The following is a 21,887-nucleotide window of genomic DNA, read 5'->3' as shown; positions in this document are numbered from 1 at the left end:
GCCGGCTCAGGTGAGCCGGCCCGTCGAAGGCTTTGAAGGTTGCTGTGTTCGTTTAGATTACAGGCCTTTGCTCACAATGTATTTCACGAGATCTACGACTCGGTTGGAGTAACCCCACTCGTTGTCATACCAGCTCACCAGCTTGAAGAACTTGCTGTTCAGCTCGAGGCCGGAACCGGCGTCAAAGATGGAGCTGTGCTGGTCGTGCATAAAGTCGGTGCTCACCACTTCGTCGGCGGTCCAGTTCAGGATGCCCTTGAGGTAGGTTTCGCTGGCCTTCTTCATGGCATCGGAAATTTCCTTGAAGCTGGTTTCCTTCTCCGTCTTCACGGTGAGATCAACCACGGAAACCGTCGGCGTTGGCACGCGGAAGGACATGCCGGTGAGCTTGCCCTTCACTTCTGGAATCGCGAGACCCACGGCCTTGGCGGCACCCGTGCCGGAAGGGATGATGTTGATGGCGGCGCTGCGGCCACCTTTCCAATCCTTGGCGCTCGGGCCGTCCACCGTCTTCTGCGTGGCGGTGTAGGAGTGGATCGTGGTCATGAGACCTTCAGCAACGCCGAATCCTTCTTTCAGGAGCACGTGAACGATAGGAGCCAGACAGTTCGTCGTGCAGCTTGCGTTGGAAACGACGTGATGATTGGCGGCATCATACTTCTCATGGTTCACGCCCATGACGATGGTGATGTCTTCATCCTTGCCAGGAGCAGAGATGATGACCTTTTTCGCACCAGCGTCGATGTGGCCTTGGGCCTTGCTGCGCTCGGTGAAGAGTCCGGTGGACTCGATGACGATGTCCACGCCAAGCTCTTTCCAAGGAAGTGCCGAAGGACCTGCGCGCACAGCGAGGCATTTGATCTCATGGCCATCGACCACCAGAATATCGTCTGCAGCCAGGTCAGGGCTGGATTTCTTGGAGGAAACGTTCTCACGGGCCTTGCCCTGAGTGGAGTCGTACTTGACGAGGTAGGCCAGATTGTCAGCAGGCACGAGGTCGTTCACTGCCACGACTTCAATTTCCTTGCCCAGGAGACCCTGGTCACAGATTGCACGAAACACGAGGCGACCGATGCGCCCGAAACCATTGATGCCGATTTTGACCATGTTATTTGAGGTAGTTTGAATTTTTGAGGGGAGCAGGATTACCGCCGGGGGGGGGTGGTGTCAACCGCCGAGGCAGCAGGATTCGGGCCGGAATAGGCTTCTCCAAATGCCTGCGCCTGCCTTATTTCACCTGAATCTGTCCTGCTGGACAAAGTCGTCGCAGAGGACTCCTTGCTGGGAGGCATAGCTTTGACAGGCTCTCGGCTTTGACGTGAAAACAGCTCTTTGCCTCCAAGCGGGATCAACATCGTCCTCAAACCCGGTGGTGATGAGACAGCACACCTCACGGTGTCCCTCAAAAACGTTCTCGTGAATGATACCCTGCGGCGCTGCGCCGAACTCTCCCATCACAAACTCACCCATACCGGGCTGTCATTCCATCTGACGCCGGCCACCACCAAGTGATCCCCGGTTGAACTCGCTTCAATGCTTGCTCTGGATGCCACCTCCATGCCATCCACCCCAGACCTCGACCTCACTCAGCGCCTCCGCGAAAACGCCTGGATTGGCGATGCCGTTCTGGAACTCTACGTCCGCAGCCTCATCCTCAAGCAACAGGGCAAGGTGGACGCCGAGATGAAGACGCGCTTCACCTGCAACCAGTTCCTCTCCTGCACCGGCAATCCCACCGCCGTTGAAGCCGACATCGGCGTCATCTATCAACGCGAAGGCCAGGAAGCCGCCTTCACCTGGATTCGCGAAAATCTGGAACCGCTGTTTCTCAAACAGGAAGCAAAGCGCAAGCGCACCGGCAAGTTGCCCCCGTAGCCGCGTTCGCCAGAGCGTGGACCACCCCGCCTGCAAACACACAGCTCCCGCATTTTGCCCAATCCAGCTACACCCGCTGCCCCAGTGCCTTCAGCTTGGCCTCGGCCTCGCTCCAGGGCACATCATGCGGCAGGCGTTTCGTCGTGGCTGCCAGCGCCGCAGTCACACCTGCGGCCTCACCCATCGCCACCGAGTTTCCAGTCACGCGATAGCTTGCATGCGCAATGAAATCGCCGCTGATATTGCGCCCGGCCATCATCAAGCCATCCACATCCTTCGCGATCAGGGCACGCAGCGGAATGTCATACGGCTTCACTTTGACTCCCGCATTGCTGTAAGCCGACTTCTTGTTCATCTCCGCACTCAGCGCATGAATGTCCACGCTGAAGGTAGGCCTCACCACAGCATCATCATAGCGCGCACCGGTGATCACATCGTCCTTGCTCACCGTGTAGCGTCCCGCAATGCGCCGTCCGTCACGCACACCAATCTGCTCCGCCGTCGCGGCGATTTGCAGGCCATCCCACGGCCCGCCGAGCTTGCGCAGACCGTTCACGATTTTGTTCATCTCCATGCGGGCCATCACCGTGGCTTCAGTGATCTTCGCGGCATCGAAGCACGGCACGCCATACTGGTGATTCATCATCACCAGCAGCAGATTGTCCCGGACCTGCCACAGCGTCGGTTTCGCATACGAGGGGAAGTGCTCAGTGCGTTTGATCTCCGCAAGGAACGCGTCTTTTGAAAGGCCATCCGCCTTGGTCGGGTTTGACTTGTGAATGAAGGCCTCCAGCGCCTTGGCGTCTTTGCACACCAGCAGCGCATTGAGCGACATCGGCTGGCAGGGGCAGGAGTCTGCCTCACCATATTCAAAGGCACAACCCGCCAATGCTCCGAGATCACCATCGCCCGTCGTGTCAATGAACACGGGCGCTTTCCAGGCCTGCCGTCCTGACTTCGACTCGGTCACGATGGTCGTGAGCCGTTTCCCTTCGCGGTAGGCCGCGCAGACTTTCGTGTGAAACTGGAACTTGATGCCTGCTTCAACGAACATCTCCTCCAGCAGCAGTTTCATTCCTTCAGGCTCATAGACCACACTGCCCTTGCTGGTGCCACGCCGCATTTCGCGCTCGTCCATTCGCTTCAGCAATTCCTGATTGAAGCCCGGCTTGTCAAAATCCAGCAGGTAGCCCAGCAGGCCCGCCGTCCACACACCACCGAGGCAGCCGCGCCATTCAAACACCCGCACCTTCGCCCCTGCACGCGCCGCCGTGATCGCAGCCGCAATGCCCGCCGGTCCAGCACCGCAGACAATCACATCCGCATCCTCCGCCAGTGGCAGATCCTGTGCAGGCTCATGAAACTGCCCCGCAATGGCCTTCTCAACCTCCGCAGCATTCATCACTCCCGGTGTGACGAGCGCACCGGAGAATGCGGCGCGCAGAAAGGAACGGCGTTTGAGGTCAGGTGAAGAGTTCGGAGTGCTCATGATCATACAGTAGTCAGATTGAGAACGTCTTTGGACAAGATCATTGATCACTTTTCGCCATCAGCGATTCCACCTGCACGGCCACGGCTTCATCGCAGTTCTTCAAAGCCTCCTGAAGCTTTGCGCGATCTCCCCCGCTTGCCTGAAGCAATCGTTGGGCGATGGCAACCGCCGGCTCAAACCGGCCATCACCGTTCGCGTCCAGCCAGATCGGGTTTGTCGATCCCACCACACGCGGCACAAAGGTCTTGCTGGTCGGTTGATACGGACGTGGAATCTCCCAGAACGGCTCGGTGATCCCCGGCCCCGTCGCGATCACCACCAGATGCACATCGTGCGCCGGTTTCGGTATCTGCCAGACAATGCGTGCCTTTTCACCCGCACGATGGTCGTGCTCGATCTTCTGTTCCCGAATCAAAATGCCATTCGCAAAGAGTTCGATGCGATCTGCCTGCGTCCACGCCGGGCCATAGACAGTCGCCTCCACCTTGATGCTCTCCGCCAGCCCCGTAGCCAGATCGCCGACTGTGAACTTGTCATTCACCTTCACCTGAGCCAGCAGCCCGAGACTCACCAGCAGCCGCCCCTCTTTGTAGCTGCGCCAGACTTCATCGAGATCAAGATTCGCCACGTCCCCATCCTTTGCAGCCACATACGTGCGCCCCTGCCCCACAATGAAGCGGTTCACATCATGGCTGTCACTCGATGCAATCGCCGCGATGCGATGCCCACGGTTCAGCAACGCAAACCAGTCCCGATACAGTAGATGAATGTCCGACTGCATCGCCGCCGAGGTGACCACCTCCATCGCATCAATGTCCAGCGCGTCTGCCTGACGATGCCTGCCCGTCTTTGGATTGAACTGCATGCCGCCGAGCGGAATGAAGCCGCTGTGCAGGTCACGCGGATGATTCAGCGTGATGACCTTCACTCCCGGTGTCGCACGGATCTCGGGTATCAGCTTCGCCCAGTCCTCCTGTTGGTGGTTCACCACCCGGGCACCCGGTTCAATCGGGAATGCATTGAAGTGCCCGTGCTTCGTCGTCACCTCATTGCCAATCACCGGCGTGAAGCGCTGCGCCACGCCCATGCTCGCCGCGCTCGGCGCATAGTCCGTGTGATGATTGTGATCCGTCGCAATCGCCAGCTCGATCCCCTCCCCCGCAATCGTCAGCATGCGTTCCTCGATCTTCGCATCGCCATGCCCGCTATGCGTCAGCGTGTGAATGTGGCTGTCCGCCGCGATCCAGCCCACCGTCGGCACCTCACGCCGCAGTTGCAGCGCCACCTGCTTCGTCTCACCCGCACGCACCGTAATCTCCGCACGCCCCGCGCTCCATTCAAAACCACGTCCCGCATGCAGGATGTAGTCTCCCGGCGGTAGCGACAGAGTAGCCTTGCCATGCCGCGTGTAAACCACGCCAATGCGCACCGCCACCTCAGCCGCAGGTTCCGCCCACAGCGGCTGCAGCGTCCCGTCTTTTCTCGTCAAAGTCAGCCGGCATGGCAGTCCCGCCCCCGTTTCGCCATCCGTCACCATCACCTCCATCTGCGAACCGCTCATCACCTCCACCATCGGCTTCGCAGCAATGAAGACCGGCCCCACTTCGATGTCATCCAGCCCCGCAGGCGCTTCGATCACCAAAACGTTCTCACCCTCACGCAAAGTTCCCGTGGGGATCGCCAGCAGGCTCTCCATTGCCGTTTCGGCCGTCACCAGTTTGCCCAGCTTGCGACCGTTCAACAGCACAGGCCACGTCAGTTTCACATCCCGCTGCCAGAGCCGAAGCGTCTGCTCCGTCGCATTCGCCTTCGCCTCAAATTTCCTTTCCAACCGCTCCGCGTCCACGGCTTGGTCTTTATACACATCCCACTCAAACTGTCCCGCCTTGCCAAGGTGCAACCGTTTGGTTTCCACCGTCAAATCATCCGCCATCAAAGACAGTGCGGGCAGGCAAACCAGAATCCATTTCATCATGAGCGAACGAGACTGCTTGCGGACAACTTTCCACCCGCCATTGCATTGACGCCTGCGCCCGCCAAATCATGCCCCATGAAATGCTACTCTGTCCGCCACACTTCCACATCTCCCTTGGAATGGTCTGTGGCCGAGCCTTTGACTGACTTCACCTTCCCTTGGGAAGAGCGCCCCGCCCCGCTCACAGAGTTCCGCGCCCTCTGGGACGATACACATTTTCATTTCCGCTTCGACTGCGTGGATGAAGATCTCGTGCTCCCCGACGCCCACACAGTCAAAGATCGCGTGCTCGGTTCCGACCGCGTCGAAATCTTTTTCGCTGCTGATCTGAGCCTGAAACCCTACTACTGCCTCGAAATGTCACCGCGTGGTGATGTGCTGGCCTACGAGGCAAGTTTCTACCGTGAGATGAACTGGGCCTGGCAGTGCGCAGGCCTACAACTCACCACCCACATCGAAGGTGATCGCTACGCCGTCACCGGCAGCCTACCGCTCGACACGCTACGCGCCTTGAACGTGCTCAAGCCCGGCTCAAACGAATTCTTCGCCGGCCTCTATCGTGCCGAATTTCATTCCCGCCCTGATGGCACCGTTCACACCGGCTGGATGCCCTGGGTCAATCCCCAGACCGAACGCCCGGACTTCCATGTGCCCGCTTCATTCGGGATCCTCGAACTGGTGCGCTGATCACTTCACGCCCGCTGGCGCATACTTCGACACCGTATCCCACGCGATCTGCTGAAGAATGGCATGCTGAGCTGCATTGATGCTGCGCTCCGGAGCGGTGTGCCCCACGGGACTGATGCGATAAATCGCGACAAAATTGCAGTAGGCCGCCAAAGCCATGATGGAGCCATGACCATGGCCAATAGGATCGCGGAAGAGGGCTGATTGTTTCGTTACCCCTGGAAACTCGCCTGCCACCACCATGGCGCGCAGCTTCACCACCGCATCGCCCACGGGCACAATGAAGACACACGCCTTGCCTTGCTGCAGATTGAGTGCGGCCACTTGCGCCTCGATGTTCGCCCGCCAGCCATCAATGGCGGCTTGCAGATCCGCGATCTTCATGCCGTCGCGCTGGGCATTATCTTTGGTGCGCCGGTCGGGCTGACCGGGTTCTGGCGCAGGCAGATCGAAGGGATACCAGGAAGCCTGCACGAGGAAGCGCATACTGGGGTTGTGCTCCAATCCAAGCTTCACGAAATTCGTGATGCCTGGATCCGGGCTGAGCAGGTGCGATGCCATCGTGAAGACATCGACCTCGCCACGTGTGAGCGCCTGCTTCGCCACATTCTGCCCTTCCGCCAGCTCCCAGTGCTGGATTACCTTGGAACCACCGATGCCCTGCTTCCCAGCAAGCTTGTGCCCTTGAATATCTGTAGTCTTGACCATCGCTTCGATCATCCCCGGCACAAACATGTGAAAGCTGTGCCCCGTGTAAAAAATCCGCTGGCCGGGAGGTGCGTCAGCACCCGTGGCCCAAGATAGCGAGGCGGTCACGCAGACCGCAAGGAAACGAACAATGAATGGGCGGCGGTGCTGGTGCATGGTGATTCTTCAGCTACGCACTCTGATCACCCTTCATTGCGCTGAATACACGCTGCGTCTGCATCTGGCCCGGACTCATCCAACTCTGCCAGTTCACTCAGCAGGGTCGTGGCATAGGTTCCTTTGGGAAGGTCAAAGCGGATTTGCAGGTCGCCGTTTTCCATGACTTCAAAGATCGAATCGAGCGGACGCAGCCGCATCACTCGACGCTCCTGCCGCAGTCCGAAAGCTTCGAGTCCGGCAGTGATGTCCGGAAATTCAGCCAGCAGTTCCTGTTCAAGCATGCGCACCTCGCCCACACTTTGCAGTTCACCACTCCCCCACAGCGGCGCTGTGAGCTCGACGATGCCTTTTTCAAATCGTGCCACTTCATCGCCACGCTGATTCTCCGGCAGCAGAATCGTGCCGTTGTCCGCGAAGCCAAAGACCTCACCTGCCACCGGTTTGTCCCAACTCCCTCGTGCCATGCGTGCCGCCACCACAGCATTGAAAAGATGACTGCGAGCAGCAGAAAGCAAGATGCCGCGCAGCAGACGATCCCCCGGCGTGAACTCACCGCGAAACATCGCCTGGGCCTTTTCCACATTGCGCCCCTCATTGCCAAAGCGTTGTGAGCCGAAGAAATTCGGAGCCCCCTTCTCCGCGATCGCCTGCCAGCGCTGTGCAGCAAGCACTGCATCGAAATCCGGCTCTCGTAGTCGGATCGTGAAGCGATTTCCCAGATGAATGCCACGCCGCAGCTTGCGAGTGTTTCTTGTGATGCGCAGCACACGCAGTCCCTCGGATTCCAATGCCTCAGGTTCCGGCGATGCCTGCCCGGGCATGTGAAGGCTGAACCACTGGCGCGTGACTGCATGGCGATCCTTCAACCCGCAGTGGCTTACCAGTCGCCGCCGGATTCCCACCGCGTCCGCCAGTCGTGCCGCCGCAGTGTTGCTGTCCAGATTCCGCTTTTCTGCCCAAACAAGGCAGTGCTCGCCCTCGCCCGAGGGCTCAAACCCCAGCAACTCCTCCACCACAAAATCCTCCGGCTGCACTTTGAAACGCGCACGACCTAGAGGCCCGCCGTGCAGATACGGAAGATCGTTCGGATTTAACATCGTCTTCACGCCTGCGGTCCACTCACCAGATGTTTCGGCAGATCCGCCACACGTTCGCATCCCACCTGCTCCATCACCTGCCTGAGCTGGCGCTTCAGCATCGTCATCGTGTGATCGCCACCCGCTTTGCCGAGTGCGGCAACGCCATACATGAAAGACCGCCCCATGAAGGCAAACTTCGCACCGCTGGCAAGCGCGCAGGCCACATCAGGCCCGGCGCGCAGACCGCTGTCGATCATCACCGTCGTGCGCTGACCAAATTTTTTCGCGAGTTCCGTCAGCGGCTTGATGGTGGACTGCCCGGCATCCAGCTGACGCCCCCCGTGGTTTGACACAATGAAACCATCCACGCCAAGGCCGAGTGCTGTTTCAGCATCCTCCTCGGTCACCACACCTTTCACAACCAGCTTGCCCTTCCAGCGTTCGCGAATGGCGCTGATCTTGGCCGGATTCAACCGGCCCGAGAAGGTCTTGTTCATGAAGAGGCCGAGATGTTTCATGCTCAGCCCCTTCGGCAGATAAGGCTTCATCGTCTTAAACTCCGGCGCACCCGCCGCGAGCTGGCTGAACGACCACGTGGGGTGCATCATCATCTGGATCACGTTGCGCACCGACATGCGCGGCGGGATGGACAGCCCGTTGCGGATCTCCTTCGGACGATAGGCAAAGGTGGGCGTATCCGCGAGAATGACGAGCACCGGAAAACCCGCATCCCGCGCACGATCCAGCAGCTTGTCGCGCAGCGCATCCTCGGTGGGGTGATAGAGCTGAAACCACGCCCGCCCCTCCGTCAGTTCGGCTACGGTTTCGATGCTCGCCGTCGCGACCGTGCTGAGCGTGAATGGGATATTGTGCTGATGCGCCGCCCTCGCGATGATCTCGGTCGCCTTGGGCCAGACCAGCCCCTGCAGCCCGATGGGCGAGACGCCAAAGGGGGCATCGTAGGTCATGCCAAAAAGCTCCGTCTTCAGGTCCGACCCCGGATAGTCCCGCAAATACCAAGGCCGCAGCTGCACCTCCCTGATCTCCTCCGTGTTGCGCTGAAGATTGATGTTTGAGAAACATCCTCCCTCCAGATATTCAAAAGCGAAACGCGGCACCCGCTGGCGCGCTCTCTCGCGGAGATGTTCGATGGAGGGGTAGTTGGAATTGAAGGCTTCGGACATGGGACGTAATTGAATGGCAGTGAAGACGAAAACCACCAGTCGATCACCACTGGCAGCCCGCATTCCACATCGGCAGTAAACGCCGGATTTGCAATCTTCCAACACCCACACTGCAAATACCGAAACACACCTGCCGGCGGCTTCAGATCACTTCACCCTCTTCTTGCCATCTTTCTTTTTGCCTGACCCAGGACCACGCCCCTGCGGAAACTCACCACGATCTAGCTCGGAAAATGCCTGCTCCCCGAGTCCGGCACGGATGTGCGCCTTGAGCTCCGTCAGCAACTTGGCCGCAATGGCTGGGCTTTGCTTCGCAAGATCACGCGTCTCACCGAGATCATTCACCACATCAAAGAGCAGCCCTTCCTTGGTATCCCAGAAGTACAGCAGCTTGTAGTCGCCTTCACGGATGGCGGACTGCGGATGCTCGATCTCGACGGCCTGATGCCACACGAAGCGGTCGATAGGACGCTTCACCCGCTCTTTGCCCGCGCTCAGCAGCAGCGGTTTCCAGCTGCCGCCTTCCACCCCCTTGGGCATGACGAATCCGGGTGATGCAAAGTCCGCCACAGACGGCATGAGGTCGTAGAGAATCACCGGTATGCTGCAATGAGAACCGGCTTTGATACCAGGACCACGAATGATCAACGGCTCACGAATGCCGCCCTCGCCAAGGTCGCCCTTGCCGCCATTCAGAAGCGTGGTGCGCGAACCGTTATCAGAAGTGTAGATGACGAGGGTGTTGTCCGCGATGCGCAGGTCGTCGAGTTTTTTCAAGACCTCGCCCACGCAAGTATCCAGATCCTCGGTCATGGCGACCATCACGGCACGATCACCACGCCCGCCTTTCGATGCGCTGGCCATGCCCTCATTTTTCTTGAGCGTCGCAGCGAGCGCCTGCGGGGTCGGATGCACCGCATAGTAGGAAAGCTGGAGGAAGAACGGGTGCCCCTCTTTCACCTGCGATTCCATAAACGCACCGGCCCGGCGGGTCATGCTGAAGGACTGCTTGGGATCTTCAGGATCGCTCGTATTGCCATCCTCGTTCATCGTGATGCCATCGCTGGCATCGTAGCCCATCGACTCCGGCGTGTGAAACCACTGCCACTTACCGAAATGCGCCGCTCGATAGGCGGGATCCGCCTTCTTGAGCGTGTTCACCAGCGAGTCCGTGACAGGCGCGCTCCAGTTGCGTGCATTTTTGTCGGGCGCATTGAGCGAGGTCGTCGTGCGCCCCATCTGGATCGCCGCACGCGAGCACTCGCATTTGCAATGCGGCGCATAAGCCTGCGAAAACGTCATGCCCTGCGCAGCGAGCTTTTCGAGGTTCGGGGTGTGAAATTCACGGCTCGCACTGCCAGCCACATTGGGCATCATGCGGACCGAGGTGCCACTCCACGATTGATCATCCGCCAGGATGAAAACGATGTTCGGCCCTTTAGCGACAGCGCTGGCTGCCAGAAGGAGGCTTATGCCTGATGCGATTAGTATTTTCATTTCAGAGGTGCTCCAGTTACATCGAGATCAGGCTTCGTATTCCAGCGCTGCTTCCACTCAGGCTTCTCAATCTTCGTTCTGAAGATGATGGTGTTGTCGAGCGCGAGGTTATCAGTCCAGATAAACTTGGCCCCTTCAAAATCATTCTCGAAATAGGGCTGCTTGGGGTCAACCTCCTCGACACTGTATTCTTTGGCGTTCTTCCATGCACTGTCATCGAAATCGACAGCCCACCAGTTCGCCGGCAGCGGCTCCTGTTTGACCTGCGGGTTCGCGGTGTCACCGTTGATCGGGCCGTGGAAGAAGTTTTTGGCCTTCCAGCTCGCATTGGTCACTGTGCCATCGGCAAACTTCAAAATGAAGCCGCCGTCGCCGACACTGCTTCCATATTCGAGTCCGGTCATCGGATCGGCATTGTCCTTCGCCAGCACCGCAATCGTCATCGGATACTCCGGGAGGAAATCGACACTAACGACATTGTGCGGCGTGAACTGAATGGGATCGACGGCAACGAGGCGGCCATTCACGTAGAGCATGAACCAATTGTCGGCATAGACGTTGAGCTTCATCGTGTCGGCGATGCCCGGCTTGATGAGCCCGGGCGGACCACCACCTTTCTTCTTTTTCCCGCCGCTAGGATTGCCTTGCCCCCGCATGGGCAGGGCACTGCTGCTTGTGGATTTCATTTCAGGACCGGGCGGAGGCGTTGCAAGTGGCTCATCGGCATTGCCCAGCGGTGCATTGGGAGCACTCTGCACTTCAGCCGCGCTCAGCTTGCCGTCATGATTGATATCCGCTGAGTCAAAAAGGTACTTCGCGGATTTTTCAAGCTCGACCGTGGTCAACTGACTGTCCTGATTGGCATCGACTTCGAAAGCGTGCCGGTAGATGAAACCCGCAAAGGCGGCTCCTTCGCGGATGTCTCCAGCAGCATCGATTTCTGCGGGTGTGATGACGCCATTTTTATCCGCATCGTATTTCAAAGCTGCCAGCTTCATGTCCGCGAGAGTCTCTTCCAGCGTGACCATTCCATCGCCGTTGCCATCCAACTCAGCACCGTGCATTTGCATCCATGGTTTGCGCTGCCCATCCGGCTGACCGCCACCTTGAGTCTGCATGGGCTGGGTCTGTGGCGCGCTAGAGGCAGGACCACCAGTTGCGACACCACCACGCGTGTAAACCACGCTCAAATCGGCTTTGGCGAGAATTTTACCATCGATCGCCGCCAGCAAAGCTTCGCGACTCACACCAGAAGTCCCTGCGATTTTCGGTTCGGCAGAAAGCGCATAGAGATGCAGCACATACGTCTTCGCTCCCGGCCCCTTCGAGTGCGGCGGCTCGTAACCCGGCTGACCTCTGAATCCGACTCCCAGCCTGCCCACACCCTTCACATTTTTGGGAAGGCTCGTTACATTCGCCGGGATGTCCCACATGACCCAGTAGCTCTTCATCTCATTGCCCGGCGCGAGATGATCCATGATCAAGGCATAGCTCTTCGTGCCAGCGGGTACGCCCTTCCATTCGAGGGGCAGCGTCGCACCACTGCCATCCCCCGTGTAGTCAGCAGGCAGATTGCCTCCGTCCGCCACTTCAGTGCTGGTCAAAACGAAGCCGCCAGTGGGTACAGTCAGTTCACTCGCATCCAGTTTACCGTCGCCACTGCGATCCAGCGAGAGAAATTCACCGCGCGCTTTCGCCATCGCATCCGCCAGTGTTCCGCCGCCGCGTTTTGTGGCAAACTCACGTTTCACATTCTCAGCAAATTCTTGGGCGGTGACGCTGTCATCGCCATTCACATCCATCATGCTTGTAGATCCCGTTGATTCCGGAGGAGGAGAGCGTGGGGCGTCATCGGCTCTCATGCCCTGGCCCTTCGCCATCCCTTTGCCTCTGCCACCGCCATCCCGGCTCTTATAGATCTCCATCACCACAGGCTCTGAACCATTGTTATACTCAAACGTGTAGGAGCCATCGTTGTTCATGCTGTAGGAGATCGAGCGCTTCCCACCGCCCACCTGATAGCTGAGCGTGTAGCCGTTTGATCCCGAACTCTCAAAGCCAGTGATCTCCGCCCCACGGAGCGGCACCGTGTCAGGGCGCACGCCTTGCGCACGTGGCTGCGGATCCACCTGCCCCTCCGCCTCCACGACCACCCCATGAAACGCACTCTGTACATACGGCCTTTTGGTCGAGGCATGGTAGTGGTAGCCCACATTGGCATCCTCATGCCCATGGCACTCATCCAGTTTGCCCACGGGCGAACCATCCGGCTCCGTGAGGCCATAGATCGGATATCCATCCAGTGCGTACGCAATCGGCATCCCCTTCCCCACGGCTGCCTGCAAATGCAGCGGCGCGATGTGGTAGTGGTAATCGTCCGCCCGCCCGCAGTGGCCACCCCATTGATCCAGTTCGCCGATCTCATAGGACACCTCACCGCGATTGTTCTGCGGATTAAAAATCGGAATGCCATTCACCCCAATGGCAATGGCCCCGCGAAGGAAGTGCCCCTCCACGATGGCGGGAGTTTTCGCCGGCACCGGATGCAGAGGAATACGCCATGCATTGTCCCCGGTATAATTTTGCGGCAGCGGCACCTGCTGCTGCCACGCCGTGATGCCCACCATCATGCCATGATCCGGCAGCCCGTTCGATCCCACGAACAAGAAATCCTTGTCCCATTTCAATTCGAGCCTCGGGAAAGCCAGAAACGCCTTCGCCGTCGCCGGTGCGTTCGCTGCAGAGGCCGCCGCCGCAGCAGCAAGGTTCAAAGTGGACGCCGTCGAAGCCACCTGCACCGGCTTGATCTCACCTTCAGCCGATACCGCATGCTGCATCATCCATTCATCCAAGATATGCTCACGCAGGGTCTCTTTATCAGCAGATGCACCGGCTTTCCATGTGTGCGCAAATGCCGCTGAACTGCTGAACAATCCGACGGATAAGGCGGCAACGAAGATGGTTTTCATATTCGTCATGCTGTAGCCGTGATGTCAGCCGTTTATCAGCGGATGTCCGCTGATTTGTCAGCAAACAGTAAAGAAACTCGCGAACCACGGCTCTGCTGGCGATATTCCACCCATGCCTTCCGCCACGCGCATCCTTGTGATCGACGACGACACCGAGCTCTCCCAGCTCGTGGCGGATTACTTGAAGCCCATGGGCTTTGAGGTCGAGTGCGAACACGAAGGCAACAGCGGGGCCGAGCGCGCCACCAGTGAGCCGTGGCATGCGATCATCCTCGATGTGATGATGCCCGGCTGCGATGGCTTCGAGGTGCTGCGGCGCATCCGCACAAAATCCAAGGTGCCGGTCATGATGCTCACCGGGCGGGGTGAAGAGGTGGACCGCATCGTCGGCCTCGAACTCGGTGCGGATGACTACCTTCCAAAGACTTTTTCATCGCGTGAACTCCTCGCCCGCCTGCGCGCCGTTCTCCGGCGCTCCGGCTGGGTGGCGGAAACCTCACCGCAGGCCCCCATGAGGGAGCTCATTGTCGGCCCGCTGCGCATCAATGCGGATTCGCACGTGGTCGTGCTCGGAGACTCGCCTCTGGAACTCACTCCAGCAGAATTTGGCCTCCTGCTCTCGCTGGCAAAGGCCCATGGCCGCGTGCGCACACGCGAGCAGCTCATTGAAGATGTCGCCGACCGTGAATGGGATGTGTTTGACCGCGCCATCGACATGCACATTTCCACCCTGCGTCGCAAACTCGGGGACGACCCAAAGAACCCGCAGTTCATCAAGACCGTGCGCGGCTACGGATATCAGCTCGTCACGCCAAATCGCTGATCCCTCATGAGCCGATTACGCCTGCCTCTCTATCTGAAAATCCTCCTCTGGTTCGGGGTGAATCTGCTGGTGCTGGCTTTGCTCGTGTTTGGATTCCTCAGCATGCAATTTCGCATGAGCCTGGACTGGATGTTCTCCGGGGAAGCAGGCGAACGCATCTCCGCCATAGGCGACAGCATCACGGACGAGCTCTCACAGCTCCCCGAGCAGGAATGGCCTGCAGCGCTGCAACAGCACGGATCACAGTATAACGTGACCTTCGCCCTTTTCAGCAACAGCGGGACTCAGGTCATGGGCGCAAGCGTTCAAGTTCCTGCGGAGGTGCTGCCAAAACTCATCGACAAGCGCAGTCCGAACGACCGCCCACCGCCGCGACGCCCACCTCCTGGCGTAGTCCGAAAAAGACCCACCGATGCCCCGCCCAAGCCTCGCTTCATGCTGCGCGCCGGTGAGCCCGCGCACTATTGGGCCGGCATTCATCTCGACCTCACCCAGCAGGGCGGCCACCGCCCGCTGACCCTGCTCATGGTATCAAACACCATCACAGGAGGCGGCCTGTTCTTTGATCTATGGCCCTGGCTCGGACTCGCCGCAGCAGCGTTGCTTCTATCCTCACTCGTCTGGATGCCCTTCGTTCGCAGCATCACCGGTTTCATCGGACAGCTCAACCATGCCGCAGGCCGCATTGCGCAGGGAAACTTCGGCGAACGTGTCTCACGCGGCCGCAACGATGAACTGGGTGAGTTATCCACCTCAGTAAACACCATGGCCGCTCAGCTCGGCGAATACGTGGCGCAGCAGCGGCGCATCACCGCAGACGTGGCGCATGAGCTGTGCTCACCGATTGCGCGTATGCAGATGGCTCTTGGCGTGGTGGAACAACGCAGCACACCGGAGCAATCTGCCTATCTGCAAAAACTCGACGCTGAACTCCAGCACATGGCGCGGCTGGTCGAAGAAGTGCTCGCCTTCTCCAAAGCCGAGACTCTGCCCGAGCGCGAAACCGCCGAAGACATCCACCTTCATGAATTGATCACAGCCGTCATCACCCGTGAAGCGCCTGAAGCGGACATTCAACTTAACGTGGCCACGGAGTTGCAGGTGCATTCGCTGCGTGACGCGCTCGACCGTGCCATCGGCAACATCCTGCGCAATGCCGCCCGCTACGCCGCTGAATCCGGCCCCATTCAAATCCACGCCGATCAGCAAAACGGCAACATCGTCATCCGCATCTCCGATCAAGGCCCGGGTGTGTCTCAAGAAGCTTTGCCGCGTTTGTTCGAGCCCTTCTATCGTCCAGAAGCTGCACGCCGCCGCTCCACCGGCGGCAGCGGCCTCGGTCTTGCCATCACCAGGCGCTGCATCGAAGCATGCTATGGCAGCGTGACCGCGCGACTGCGCGAACCTGCTGGCCTGGAGATCACCATTTACATCCCCAACGCTTAGCCGTGCTCATTCCGCTTTCTTCAATTCCGCCAGCATCTCCAGCAGGTTGTCCGTGAGAATGACACTTGTGTCCTCCTGCACCTGATTCGTGCCCAGCCAGGTCTCGTAGCCGCCGAGCTTGTGCTGCTCCAGCGTGGGCAGGTAGCCGTGGCGGCCATTGGCGAGACCGACGACCATCGTCTGCGGAAACGGGCTGCGCTTTTTCAAATCGAGACCGATCTCAACAAACGTCTCAAATGGAATGGCACACACGACAAGATCACCGATGCGAATGGCTTGCAGCTGCACCGTGATTGTTTCTTCCTTTCGCTCCATCGCGGCAACCACGCTCCCGGCATAGTTTTTCGCCAGACGCGGCAGTTTCTCGACAGCCTCCTTGTCTTTCACCGCGAGCACCGCCTTCGCCTCCGCAACCTCCTGCTCAGATGGGCGGCGATACTTCAGAGTGATCTCACGCTGCAGCATGCCCAGCGTTACATCACCCCGATGTTTTTCAATCTTCCGCTGCGCCAGCCACGCAGTGTCCGCCGCTTTTTGTGCCACAATGCGAATCTGCTCAAACGGTTCACGCGGCGGACGCGTCACGCCAAAAGGGATGTTGTTGATGTCGCCGGAGGTCCCGTTGGACATCATCGCCACGAAGTTTTCATCGCCACGCACGCGTGAGGGCATGACGCGGGCAAATTCACCAAAGTAATCCGCCGACATCTCGCCTGCAGGCGCGCCGCCCACGTAATGCAGCGAGTAGTTCGCATAAACGGCAAGGGGTTTCCGCTTGGCATCCTGCACCGAAATGATCGTGATGTCCGGGTCCGTGGGTCCGGCAGGATGATCGATCACATCCGGACTGGTGCCAGGATTCATCTTCACCTTGTCCATCCGGCCAAAGGGATTGAGAGGCATTTTCCCCGGCTTCAGATACCAGCGGCGATTGAAAACTTCATCAGGAAGCGAGTGAGCTGCAGCACCGACAGTCGCTGGCCGCAGCGCCGCATGCGCCTTGATGATCGACTCCGCAATGCCCTCGACAAACCGCTTGTAATAGCGTGCCGCCGCCTCGCTACGTGTATTCACCGACGGCCCGCTGTGTGTATGCGTGGAGCTGACGAGCATCTTGTCCACCGCCATGCCTGTCTTTGCCGCGGCGATGGCCTTCGCTTCATTGAGCACGTCCGGGCCCGCACCGAGAACATCCACCACCACCATTGCGATCGTCGTTTTACCATCGTCGAGCACGAGCGCGCGGGCATGAAACGGATCATGCGCCTTGTCCGCAAGGTTCTTGCTGAATCCCCCGGGCATATTCACGGGAAACTCGGTGGGTGTGATGTCCACCGCCGCCGCACCCGCGCGAAGCATTTTGGATTGCCCGAAAAGTGAAGGTGCAATGATCAGCAGCGCGAAGATGACAGATTTCATGGCCCTTCAATACGTCTTACTTGTGCGGATTCTCATACCAAAACACGCCAAGTTGATCACGCTCCTCACAGGTGATGACATCGAGATCGCCATCGCCGTCCAGATCAAGCGTCTGCATGAGATCATACTTCAAGCCCTCGGGCCCGCCGAGTGTGTGCTGCTTCCAGGGTCCGCCGCGCTGTTGCTCCAGCCAAACAATGCCCTCAAGTTTCCCTTTGGCATTTTCGCAAGTGAACAGGAGGTCCGGCAGTTTGTCGCCATTCAGATCCGCAATCTTGACCGCTTTCGCATCGCCTAAGTTTGCGCCATCCAGCTTCAGTACATGCTCCTCCCACCCACCCCCAGATTTGCACAGACAAAGCACGATGTCCACCGGCTTGGCCGCCACCGCGACATCCATCAAGCCGTCTCCATTCACATCTCCGAGATCGGCAAACATGACCTGTTTTCCCAGACCGCCAATGGCATGCTCTGTCCATGCGGCATACTTGCGATTCCCCGCTGCACCGGGATTCTCCAACCAAAACACGCCGGCACATTCGCCTTTGCGGTCGCTGAAAACAGCATCCACGTCACCATCACCATCCATGTCCTGCGGCGTGAGTGACATGACCCAGCCGGCATCGCGCAGTTTGTGCAATGTCCATGCCTGGAGATCATCCGCCTTCTGCGGTGCCTGCAACCAGCTCACGGCAGCGCCTTTGTTTTTGGATGCCACCAGCAGGTCGGGTCCGTGCTGCCCGTCGAGATCAAGCGCCGCCACCTGCATCCACATCTGGGTGTTTGTCGCAGCTGGAAAGGCCTCCGTAGTCCATGCGCCGTCCACCAGTCGATGCCAGTACAGCGTGCAGGTCTTGCCTTCAGTGCCACTGACCACCTCAAGTTCTCCATCGCCATCCAGATCAGTGAAGATCGCCTCTTCGACATCTTTCACCGCACCCACGGTGAGCTGCTCCCACGGCTCAAGTGCTTTCGCCGCACCGGGATTCAAATAAACCCGCACCACACCACCCTCCTCCCAGCCGGTGACGATGTCCGGCAGGCCATCCTTGTTCAGATCCCCCAGCTTCACCCCGTCCGCTCCACGTGAGGTATTGTCGATGGTGTGACGAGCCCAAGACGTACCAGGTGCTAGGATCACCGTATCGTTAGCCCTCAGTGAAGCTGTGGTACACAAAGCTGCTAAAATGAGAATCCGGCGCATGCCGCTACTGAACGGTGAGAAAGGCGAGCAAATCGCGCAATTCTTCATCCGTCAGCGACATCACCAGTCCTTGCGGCATGAGCGATGTTTTCAACTCCGTGCGTTTGACGATGTCCGTCTGCGGAAAGGAGCGCTCCTTGCCGGTGAGATCACGAAAGACCTCGGTGCTGGAAGAGCGCAGCATGATGCCGATGAATTCGCTGCCGTCCTTGAGCTTGACCTGCGAAGGATAAAACTGCGGTGCCACCTCGCGGCTGGGCTCAAGAATGGAGCGCAAAATTGCCGCGCGATCTCCTTGTTTTGAGACGAGGCTCAAATCTGGACCGACCACATTGCCACGCCCGCTGTGACGATGACAGGTGGCGCAGAGGCCGACTTTGGAATGGAAAAAAATGCGTCTCCCCGCATCCGCATCGGCCTTGCCAGGCAGCCCATCCAGCAGCTTTAGCCATGCAGCGGTATCATCAAACGCAGGGCGGGTCGTGCTCATCACAAAGGACGTGTCCTTGTCTGTATAGCGTAATGCACGCCGGGCTTCGTCACGCAGACTGCCATCCTTGCCTGCGGCCAGTTTCGCCAGCACTACCAGTTCTTCAGGTCGGGTGGAACTCGCGAGCCCGACGATGGCATCGGCCCGCAGCGCCATCTTTTGCGATTCATCGGCGGCAATCTCAGCCAGTACAGCACGCGCATCATCCGCGTTGCGTGCCGCCAGTGTGCGCACGGCTTCCTGTGAGAGCATAGGATCACCTGCGGCATAAAGTTCGCGCAGCAACGGCACCGTCAGCTGCTTGTTTGCGGCTGGAACCAGACGGAGCGCATAGCCCTTGAGGCGCGCAGGTGTCTTGGAATCCATGATGCGCTCGACGAGCACCTCTGGATTCGTCACACCTGCGCCGGGATTACCACGCAGCGTGTTCCAGGTGGCGAGCACGGCTTCAAACATCCGATAGTCGAGTGTCGGGTCTGACAGCATCGCTTCGACCTGCGGCGTAAACTCAGTCAACACAGCATCCGCAATCCAGCGCAGACACTCAAAGCGCATTTCAGGATCAGCATCGCTCAGAAACGCGCGCACCCATTTCTCCTCGTTCAAATCAACACGCCGCAGCGCGACGAAGGCCCAGACTCGATCTAGTGCAGGCAGTTGCTTCAACATCTCAACTGTCCACTTGCCACGCGCCAGTGCCGTCAAAGCAGCATCAGCAAGATACGCATCGCTGCCATGCGCAAGCTCCAGGAGCTTGTTCGTTTCGAGCGTGGCTTTGCCAGTGCGCAGGTCCTCGGCCAGACGCGCATCGTCATTCGGCGCATCCGGTTTGGCCTTCACCCATGTCGCTTTCGCAGGATCAATCTCCAGCTTCCACAGACGCCCACGTTTGTGGATGGGGTAGGAGCTGAATACCCAGTCATTGAGATAAAAGGCGCCATCGGGTCCGACCGCCATGCAGGTAGGGCGAAAAAAGTCGCTGCCTTTGACCAACGGAATGCGCTCGGAGGTGTAACCTGCGCCTTTGCGTGTGAGCGGGAAATAATCGACACTGTGGTCGCTCCAGCTCGGAATCAGCACACCGCCGCCGAGTTCCACGATCGCACAGGGGCCTTCGCCGCAAGGCTGCACCATGCCGAGCGTACCACGCAGCTCGCCATTCCATGCAACGAAAGGATGCACTGGCGCGCTGCCATACACCCACTGGAAACCGTAGTCCGCACCTTCGACGATGTTTAGCAGACGGCATGGCGGACGACTCCCCGGATCATTTTCCGCAGCGAAAATCTCACCGTCCTTCCGCACGAGCAGTCCAAAGGGATTCCAGAAACCACGGGCAATGCGCCGCATCTGCTTGCCATCCGCCGTGCAGCGAAACACGCCGCCTTCGCCGCGCCCGCTGACCTTGGAGCCATCCTTGGCCGTGAGCGTCCAGTCCTTGCCAAAATTTTCGCCGAGCGAGAAAGCAAGGCCGCCATCGGGATGCCAGGCCATGCCGCTGAGACCGTTGTGCGGGTAGTCTGCAACGGAATCGAGCGTCACCAAATTCTCCTCCACATCGCCAATGCCATCGCCATTCGTGTCCTTCACGCGCAGCACACGATCACGTTCTGCGAGATAGATCCAGCCATCCGGTCCAATCTCCACATGCATGGTCGCATCCGTCTTGTTGTAAAAAACCCGGCGATTTTTGCCGTTCGCATCAAACACCAGCACCTCATCATGCACCGGGCCGTCGTAGTGCTCCGGCCGGAAATGCGTGTGGCAGGAAATGGAATAGATGTTCCCGTTTTTATCCACAGCGATGCCAGTCGGTGTGACAAGATCCGGGTGCTCTGCAAGCAGCGTCAGCTTCACACCTGGCTGCAACGTTTCGATCTGCGCTGGCAGTTCTCTCGGCACTTCGGGTGCTTTGGGTGGTGGACCCGACTGAGCAAACACAGCCAGAGGGAGGAAGAAGAGGAGGCATTTCATCAGATTAGTCGGTGTGGACACGTTCCAAGGCGGCGACGATTTCCTTTTCGATCACCGGTAGCGGATTGAGGAGAGCGAATGGATCGATCACTGGCGTGACTTCGTTGGTACGCGAGTCCCAGTTCACCGGACCAAAACGACAGGGTGCCGGATTGCCGGTGAGGATATGCATCCCGGCGTCGTCCTTATCGAAGTGCCAGAACTCGAACGGGAAATGAATGAAGCCGTGCTTTTCCATCATCGCAGCGATCTCAAGCCGAGTGGCAACATGCTCAGGAGCGACGAAGGGCGATCTCATCGGCGTGCACTCGCTCATTTCGAGATACGGATAGCCACGCCAGACTTCGGTGCCGTCGTCACGCCGAAAAACCGAGATGTCGATGGCCGATCCCGACATGTGAGCGCCGATCTTCGGCATGTTGGCCGTCAGCACGATGGCACGCCGAAACATCATTTCCGTGGACGGGGTTTCTCCGCCAAGTTCCCAGATGCACTTCTTCAAAACTGTGTCGAAGACCGATGGCTTGCGCACCAACTGACCCTGCATGTCCAGCGAACGAAAGCCGTCCTCAATTTTCAAAATCCAGCCACGCTCATTCATCTCGCGCCCGATGGTGATGACATCACGCACGAGGCTCTCGCGCAGAAAGTAAACGCGGTCCAGATCACCCGCGATCTTGCTGGTGGAAAAGAGCATCTCCACATTCGCCGCAGCGGCGGCATCGGGGATCGAGGCAAAGCGTTCCCCACATTCATTGACCGGAAACGCGATGAGCTTCTGCACAATCGCGTAGCCTTGCTCCATTTGATCCGCCCAGTAGGCACGGCGCGCTGCTTCGTCGTTGTTCATCGCGGTTCAGTGGGTTTTGCGCACGGCAACGGCCTCCACCTCATACCGCAGGGAGG

At 58.8% G+C, this 21,887-nt stretch carries 16 protein-coding genes and 2 pseudogenes; 5 read left to right on the top strand and 13 right to left on the bottom strand.

Translation table 11 applies throughout. The annotated features are described in order from the left end of the window. Window positions 1–57: 57 nt before the first annotated feature. Window positions 58–1,107 (bottom strand): type I glyceraldehyde-3-phosphate dehydrogenase, encoded by a 1,050-nt coding sequence (gene gap, locus PSV43_RS07030; RefSeq protein ID WP_300194927.1) that lies wholly within the window; start codon window positions 1,105–1,107, stop codon window positions 58–60. Between the two features lie 225 nt (window positions 1,108–1,332). Here gap and PSV43_RS07025 point away from each other — a divergent pair, with 225 nt between their 5' ends. Then, entirely contained in the window at window positions 1,333–1,512 is a 180-nt protein-coding gene (locus PSV43_RS07025; protein WP_300194925.1) for a hypothetical protein, read from the top strand. Window positions 1,513–1,557: 45 nt separating this feature from the next. Further along, the gene (locus PSV43_RS07020; protein ID WP_300194923.1) at window positions 1,558–1,875 is read left to right on the top strand and encodes a hypothetical protein; all 318 of its coding nucleotides are present in this window, start codon (window positions 1,558–1,560) and stop codon (window positions 1,873–1,875) included. A gap of 67 nt (window positions 1,876–1,942) precedes the next feature. Here the strand turns inward: PSV43_RS07020 and PSV43_RS07015 are convergent, their stop codons facing one another. Then, entirely contained in the window at window positions 1,943–3,364 is a 1,422-nt protein-coding gene (locus PSV43_RS07015; RefSeq protein ID WP_300194921.1) for an FAD-dependent oxidoreductase, read from the bottom strand. 40 nt (window positions 3,365–3,404) lie between these two features. Next, window positions 3,405–5,342: a CehA/McbA family metallohydrolase gene (locus PSV43_RS07010; RefSeq protein ID WP_300194919.1), complete on the bottom strand. Its 1,938-nt coding sequence runs from the start codon at window positions 5,340–5,342 to the stop codon at window positions 3,405–3,407. A 75-nt stretch (window positions 5,343–5,417) separates the two neighbouring features. Between PSV43_RS07010 and PSV43_RS07005 the strand changes: the two genes are divergently transcribed. After that, window positions 5,418–6,029 (top strand): carbohydrate-binding family 9-like protein, encoded by a 612-nt coding sequence (locus tag PSV43_RS07005; RefSeq protein WP_300194917.1) that lies wholly within the window; start codon window positions 5,418–5,420, stop codon window positions 6,027–6,029. On the opposite strand, the gene PSV43_RS07000 is transcribed toward PSV43_RS07005, so the two are convergent. From PSV43_RS07000 to PSV43_RS26130, 6 genes and pseudogenes are all read right to left on the bottom strand, one after another. Continuing rightward, window positions 6,030–6,893 (bottom strand): hypothetical protein, encoded by an 864-nt coding sequence (locus tag PSV43_RS07000; protein ID WP_300194915.1) that lies wholly within the window; start codon window positions 6,891–6,893, stop codon window positions 6,030–6,032. It lies immediately after the preceding gene. A gap of 26 nt (window positions 6,894–6,919) precedes the next feature. Next, complete coding sequence (locus tag PSV43_RS06995) at window positions 6,920–7,993, bottom strand: tRNA pseudouridine(13) synthase TruD (protein WP_300195006.1); 1,074 nt, start codon at window positions 7,991–7,993, stop codon at window positions 6,920–6,922. 5 nt (window positions 7,994–7,998) lie between these two features. Beyond that, the gene (locus PSV43_RS06990) at window positions 7,999–9,159 is read right to left on the bottom strand and encodes an alpha-hydroxy acid oxidase (RefSeq protein WP_300194913.1); all 1,161 of its coding nucleotides are present in this window, start codon (window positions 9,157–9,159) and stop codon (window positions 7,999–8,001) included. Window positions 9,160–9,306: 147 nt separating this feature from the next. Beyond that, window positions 9,307–10,656: a sulfatase-like hydrolase/transferase gene (locus PSV43_RS06985; protein ID WP_300194911.1), complete on the bottom strand. Its 1,350-nt coding sequence runs from the start codon at window positions 10,654–10,656 to the stop codon at window positions 9,307–9,309. Further along, window positions 10,653–11,246 (bottom strand): annotated as a pseudogene (locus tag PSV43_RS26135) (hypothetical protein); the annotation flags it as partial. The gene PSV43_RS06985 and the pseudogene PSV43_RS26135, both read right to left, overlap by 4 nt. 597 nt (window positions 11,247–11,843) lie before the next feature. Continuing rightward, window positions 11,844–13,283: pseudogene (locus PSV43_RS26130) on the bottom strand (YHYH protein); the annotation flags it as partial. A 454-nt stretch (window positions 13,284–13,737) separates the two neighbouring features. On the opposite strand from PSV43_RS26130, the gene PSV43_RS06975 reads away from it, so the two are divergent. Both PSV43_RS06975 and PSV43_RS06970 read left to right on the top strand, forming a co-directional pair. Then, a complete protein-coding gene (locus tag PSV43_RS06975) occupies window positions 13,738–14,448 on the top strand; it encodes a response regulator transcription factor (protein WP_300194907.1) in 711 nt (236 codons plus the stop codon). A 6-nt stretch (window positions 14,449–14,454) separates the two neighbouring features. After that, complete coding sequence (locus PSV43_RS06970; RefSeq protein ID WP_300194905.1) at window positions 14,455–15,894, top strand: HAMP domain-containing sensor histidine kinase; 1,440 nt, start codon at window positions 14,455–14,457, stop codon at window positions 15,892–15,894. A gap of 6 nt (window positions 15,895–15,900) precedes the next feature. Here the strand turns inward: PSV43_RS06970 and PSV43_RS06965 are convergent, their stop codons facing one another. The 4 genes from PSV43_RS06965 to PSV43_RS06950 all read right to left on the bottom strand — a co-directional run bounded on the left by PSV43_RS06965 (window position 15,901) and on the right by PSV43_RS06950 (window position 21,831). Continuing rightward, a complete protein-coding gene (locus PSV43_RS06965; RefSeq protein WP_300194903.1) occupies window positions 15,901–17,313 on the bottom strand; it encodes a neutral/alkaline non-lysosomal ceramidase N-terminal domain-containing protein in 1,413 nt (470 codons plus the stop codon). A gap of 16 nt (window positions 17,314–17,329) precedes the next feature. After that, a complete protein-coding gene (locus PSV43_RS06960) occupies window positions 17,330–18,454 on the bottom strand; it encodes a VCBS repeat-containing protein (RefSeq protein WP_300194901.1) in 1,125 nt (374 codons plus the stop codon). A gap of 67 nt (window positions 18,455–18,521) precedes the next feature. Then, complete coding sequence (locus tag PSV43_RS06955) at window positions 18,522–20,981, bottom strand: PVC-type heme-binding CxxCH protein (protein ID WP_300194899.1); 2,460 nt, start codon at window positions 20,979–20,981, stop codon at window positions 18,522–18,524. A 4-nt stretch (window positions 20,982–20,985) separates the two neighbouring features. After that, window positions 20,986–21,831, bottom strand: coding sequence for a M15 family metallopeptidase (locus PSV43_RS06950; protein WP_300194897.1), 846 nt, complete (start codon window positions 21,829–21,831; stop codon window positions 20,986–20,988). Window positions 21,832–21,887: the final 56 nt, after the last annotated feature.

It is taken from the genome of Prosthecobacter sp., assembly GCF_029946185.1.
In the GTDB taxonomy this organism is placed as follows: domain Bacteria; phylum Verrucomicrobiota; class Verrucomicrobiia; order Verrucomicrobiales; family Verrucomicrobiaceae; genus Prosthecobacter.
Note: the sequence above shows the minus strand (reverse complement) of the source record. Positions and strands in the feature narration are given on the sequence as shown.